At 45.9% G+C, this 4,797-nt stretch carries 1 protein-coding gene; it reads right to left on the minus strand.

Annotated features, from left to right (window positions below; translation table 11 throughout):
- Positions 1-4,281 (minus strand): DUF7507 domain-containing protein (locus CLV31_RS21615; protein ID WP_146250960.1); only part of this gene is annotated, 4,281 nt, incomplete at its 3' end.
- Positions 4,282-4,797 lie beyond the last annotated feature (516 nt).

Here is a 4,797-nt window from a genome sequence, read left to right on the forward strand (position 1 = left end):
GAAGCCCGAAGGAACACTCGCCGTGGCAGTCAGACTGCTCAACTCCGAACTCGAACACGATACCTGATCTCCACCACTCACCGGAGATGATGGCGTTGCAGGCTGTGGATTCACCGTTACCGTAGTGCCTGCACTCACGCAACCGGCTGCCGATTGTACCGTCACCGTGTAGTTGCCCGGTACTACTCCCGCAAATACATTCGATGCCTGGTAGCTCTGTCCGTTGATCGAATAGGTCACTCCTGCAATCGGTGTTACCGTGATCGTTCCAGTCGCTACATCACAGGTCGGTTGTGTCACATTCGCAACTGGTGCCGCTGGTGTTACCGGCTGTAGATTCACCGTTACAGGTGTGCCTGCACTCACGCAACCGGCTGCAGACTGTACTGTCACCGTGTAGCTGCCCGGTGCTACTCCCGCAAATACATTCGACGCCTGGTAGCTCTGTCCGTCTATCGAGTAAGTCACTCCTGCAATCGGTGTTACCGTGATCGTTCCAGTCGCTACATCACAGGTCGGCTGTGTCACATTCGCAACTGGGGCCGCTGGTGTTACCGGCTGTGGATTAATAGTTACAATTGTTCCTTCACTGATGCACTCGCCGTCTACAAATCGGGCTGTTACCATGTAATCTCCTGGTGCTAGACCACTGAATGTACCTGAGGTCTGGTATTCCCCACCAATCGAGAACTCAACACCCTCAATTTCAGCTACATTGATCGTTCCGGTTTCCAACTCACAGGTAGGCTGGATCACATCGGCAATCACAGGCTCGGATGGAGTTTGTGGCTGATCATTTACCGTCACCGGCGTTCCTTCACTGATACACTCTCCATCTACAAATCGGGCTGTTACCATGTAATCTCCTGGTGCTAGACCACTGAATGTACCTGAGGTCTGGTATTCGCCACCGATCGAGAACTCAACACCCTCTATTTCGGTCACTATAATTGTCCCGGTCTCTACCTCACAGGTAGGCTGGATCACATCGGCAATCACAGGCTCGGATGGAGTTTGCGGTTGATCATTTACCGTCACCGGCGTTCCTTCACTGATGCACTCTCCATCTACAAATCGGGCTGTTACCATGTAATCTCCTGGTGCTAGACCACTGAATGTACCTGAGGTCTGGTATTCGCCACCAATCGAGAACTCAACACCCTCTATTTCGGTCACTATGATTGTCCCGGTTTCTACCTCACAGGTAGGCTGGATCACATCGGCAATCACAGCCTCGGATGGAGTTTGCGGTTGATCATTTACCGTCACCGGCGTTCCTTCACTGATGCACTCTCCATCTACAAATCGGGCTGTTACCATGTAATCTCCTGGTGCTAGACCACTGAATGTACCTGAGGTCTGGTATTCGCCACCGATCGAGAACTCAACACCCTCAATTTCGGTCACTATGATTGTCCCGGTTTCTACCTCACAGGTAGGTTGGATTACATCAACCAATACTGGAGCAGGGACTTGAATCACTTCCACTGCGACAGGGTCACTTATCACTTCTCCGCACTCACCTGTTATCACTACATAGTAGTAGAAGATTCCTGCTTCATCTGTTGCCGGAGTGTAGGTAGAAGCGTCCGCTCCAAGAATGGCAGTTCCTGTCGTGTTGTTATTTTCTGTATTGATAAACCACTGGTAAGAAAGAGTGCCTTCTCCATCAGCAAGCACCGAAAGCGCTGTTGCATCCTCATCGATACAGTAAACTGCACCAACTGGTTGATTTGTGATCATTGTAGTTTTATCAACATCAACCACTACCTCGTTGGATTGCTTATCCAATACGGACTCTTTAAAATTCGCAGTTACTGAAGCTGTATTAATTACTTGTCCATTGTTGATGTCCTCCTCAGTAACTGTGTAAGAAACCTCATAGATCCATTCTTCTCCAGGACTCAGAATTCCGTCAGAATTTGTATCGCCACTAATTGGACCTTCAATTGGTGCATCAGATATTTTAGAATCTGTTACTACCACATTTGTAAGGGTCACATTTCCGGTATTGGTAACTGTAAGGCGATACATGATCTGATCTCCTTCAAGAATGCAATCAGCAGGCTCTATTGCTTCTTTTTCAATCGTCAAGGCAGGTGTCTGAGTCGCATTTGCTGTCGCACTGTCCTCATTCGAGGTCACTGTCTCTTCCTTGTATGTCGTGCTCGCAGAGGCCGTGTTGGTCACGCTGCCCGCATTCAGATCCGCCAGGGTAATGGTATAAGTAGCCGTTACCGTCACGCTCTCGCCCGGTGCCAATGGCCCGTCAACCGGCGTGATGCTGGCAATCTTATCGTCACTCACCGTGAACGGTCCTGCCAAGGTCACATTGCCTGAGTTGGTGATCAGGTAGCTGTACGCTACCACATCGCCTACTGCATCGTACGTGCCTCCTGAGGTGATCGACTTTTCAATCGTCAAGGCAGGTGTCTGAGTCGCATTTGCTGTCGCACTGTCCTCATTCGAGGTCACTGTCTCTTCCTTGTATGTCGTGCTCGCAGAGGCCGTGTTGGTCACGCTGCCCGCATTCAGATCCGCCAGGGTAATGGTATAAGTAGCCGTTACCGTCACGCTCTCGCCCGGTGCCAATGGCCCGTCAACCGGCGTGATGCTGGCAATCTTATCGTCACTCACCGTGAACGGTCCTGCCAAGGTCACATTGCCTGAGTTGGTGATCAGGTAGCTGTACGCTACCACATCGCCTACTGCATCGTACGTGCCTCCTGAGGTGATCGACTTTTCAATCGTCAAGGCAGGTGTCTGATCCGCTGTGATCGTCTTAGTCGCTGTAGCTGTTACCGCAGGTCCTACCTGAGGTTTCCCTGTTACTGATGCCGTATTAGTCACGCTGCCAGTGTTAATATCTGCCAGTTTAATGGTGTAAGTTGCTGTAAAAGTGGTGGAAGCTCCTGCAGCAAGGCTGGCCACACTAGAGGGAGATATAGCGGACAATCCTGATAAAGGGTCGGTAACTGTCACATTGTTTAGTGCCACATTCCCTGTATTTTTTACTGTAAAAGTGTATGTGATCACATCATTCAGATTGTAAACTTCTTTACTAGCAGTCTTTACAATCTCAATGGAAGGCTCTGGGAGAACCAAATTACACACGGGAGGTCGCTCTGCCGATCTTAAAACAGCATTTAATAACATCCGCTGTCCATTGACTACTTCTATACTTGTACCTTTAAACTCGTGGCCACCAAGAAAATGAATAAATCCTCCCTTTGAAGAGGTAACACCACTGGCCCTTGAAACATATGATCTATATTGATTAGGTTTATCTTGTGAAAAAATAATCCGCGTACCACCAGCAGGATCGGCAGTAAAGCCCATATCCTGAAGTGAACCTCCTTGGTTGCGCAAAATCCCGTGAAATTGAGCAAAAGGCTCAAAATGATTATCATAAACAAAATCTCTAAATCTAGTGTGATCTACAAATCCATTGGTTGCAAAAATTCTTCCAGTAACAAATCCCTGATAGGAACGAACACCAGCGCATTGAGCTAAAAAATTCCCACCATCCAACACGAAATTCCTAACCTTCGTAACCTTGCTTGCATCATTAAATTCAGAATGAGGTTCAGTGGCAACAGTAAAACAAGAACTCCCAGACAGGTTGTCTGCAGTCGTTAATTGATAATGCGTATTAATTAAAAGTCCAGCGGCCTTATAAATATCTTCATGAATATTCGTTTCACTTCCATCATTTAACAAAGCAATTTTTGGTTTGTGCAGAAGTGTTTGTGCCACTTTTACCGTGGTAGCGGACTGGAGTTCGAAAACATTAACTCGAGTTCCAGTGAGTGAATTAAACGCATCAATAACAACTTGGGCCTGCGCTTCAAATCCTGGAAAAATTGCAATAGGACCAGACCTAAAATCTCTATTGGCATAGGCACCAGTAGTTGGAAAACGTAAACGGGCAGAAGCACTAAAGTCGATACCATCTTTAATTTTTGCATCATTTATGATCCAGACCAAGGGAATTTCGGCGTGCAATAAACGAACCGCAAGACCATAAGCCCGAATATTGAAAGAACTACTATTGGTCGCAGTCCCGTTCTGGAGAAGATTGTCCATCGGAATAACCAGCGTACCGGCAGGCAACTGTTCCGAAGAATTTTGGGTGTAGCCAAATAACGGAAAAACAAGGAAGATGAAAAAGAGCAAACTCCTGTGCAAAAATTTCCTAATTCCACTACTCTTTTTGGACTCTTCAAAAAATTCACAGGAAGATATTTGTTGGTTGGTCTTAGAATTGAATATGTTGTCCATTTTATTAAAATTTAAAATTTCGAGTTCGTAAACATTTCACAGGTACTGATTTTTTAACTTTTCCTAGGCTTCTACTTGATTTTAGCAGTCTTTAATTTTGCTTTACTAAGATTCGCCTTCCACTTTTCAACCTTTATATCCGATCAAAAAGTGTCGGATTTTTCGATCAGAATCAAGTGATACGTGTTGTAGATAAATTTTTGTCATAAAAATACATTTTTTTGTTTTTCACAAACAAGAATTATTTCAAATATTTTATTTGTAATACATTTTTTTTTGTTTGAAATACATTTTTAAAAGCAAATTAATTACAGCCCAATTCTCAGAAAAAGAAAAAAAAAGCCTCTGAGGATATCCCAGAGGCCTTTTTGGTTGATGTGCTTTTTCGGGCAGGATACCCGGTCTGCTTGCTTACATCGTATCCACTTTTTTCTGTCTGCCCGTGTAGCCGTAGGAAGTTTTGCCTACCCGGAGTTCTGTCCTTCTGTTGAGCTGGTGCATCGCCGGAGTACAGGT

The organism is Algoriphagus aquaeductus, from assembly GCF_003253485.1.
Lineage (GTDB): Bacteria > Bacteroidota > Bacteroidia > Cytophagales > Cyclobacteriaceae > Algoriphagus > Algoriphagus aquaeductus.